Source organism: Streptomyces sparsus (assembly GCF_054776295.1).
In genome coordinates this window covers 1-734 of the sequence record NZ_BAAHCA010001533.1, presented here as the reverse complement: position 1 = coordinate 734, position 734 = coordinate 1, and the positions used below count along the sequence as shown (strand labels likewise).

The window sequence follows — 734 nt, the reverse complement described above, 5'->3', positions numbered from 1 at the left end:
CTCGGGCGCGGCCGGCGGGTCGGGCGCGGACGGCGACGGGGTGGCGGACGCCGAGACGTTGCGTCCGTCGCTCACGTCGCCGCCGCCGTCCCGCGTCAGCGTGACGGTGCTGGAGACGAGCAGGCCGGCCGTGATCGCTCCGACGCAGGTGCCCGCCAGCCAGCGGCTTCGGTGGGACATGGTGACTCCTTCCGGGACGCTCCTGGATCGGCGCGCTCACCCCTTGACAGTAATCATGAGATCTCCTTAATGAGCTGCCCGAATGCATCTCCGTAGGCCATTCGCGAAATGCGTCCCCCGGTCGGCCCACAGAACTGAAGGACTCGCCGCCATGGCCTCGTTCGACACCGGTGTGCCGGCGCTGTTGATTCGCGCGGACCGTAATCCCTTTCACCACGGGACACTTGGCGCGGTCCGATCCCTGGGGCGCACCGGGATCGAGGTGCACGCCGTCGTGGAATCCGCCACGAGCCCCGTGTGCCGCTCGCGGTATCTGCACCGCGCCCACCCGCGGCCGGCCGGCGCAGCGGGCGGGGCACCGCTGCTGCGGACGCTGCGTCAGGTCGCCGACGCCATCGGCCGGCAGGCGGTCCTGATCCCGATGGACGACCTCAGCGCCATCGCCGTGGCGCGACTCGCCGCCCCGCTCCGCGAGCACTTCCTGCTGCCCCGTCAGCCGCCGGACCTGCCGGAGCGGGTCGCCGACAAGGCCGAGCTGGCCGCCGTGTGCCGCC

Annotated in this window: 1 protein-coding gene and 1 pseudogene; one reads left to right on the top strand and one right to left on the bottom strand. The window is 72.3% G+C overall.

Features of this window, described 5'->3' with window-relative positions:
* Window positions 1-180: hypothetical protein (locus ACYVE9_RS29455; protein WP_461030927.1), on the bottom strand; the 180-nt coding region annotated here is incomplete at its 3' end.
* A gap of 151 nt (window positions 181-331) precedes the next feature.
* Between ACYVE9_RS29455 and ACYVE9_RS29450 the strand changes: the two are divergent.
* Window positions 332-734: pseudogene (locus tag ACYVE9_RS29450) on the top strand (ATP-grasp domain-containing protein); the annotation flags it as partial.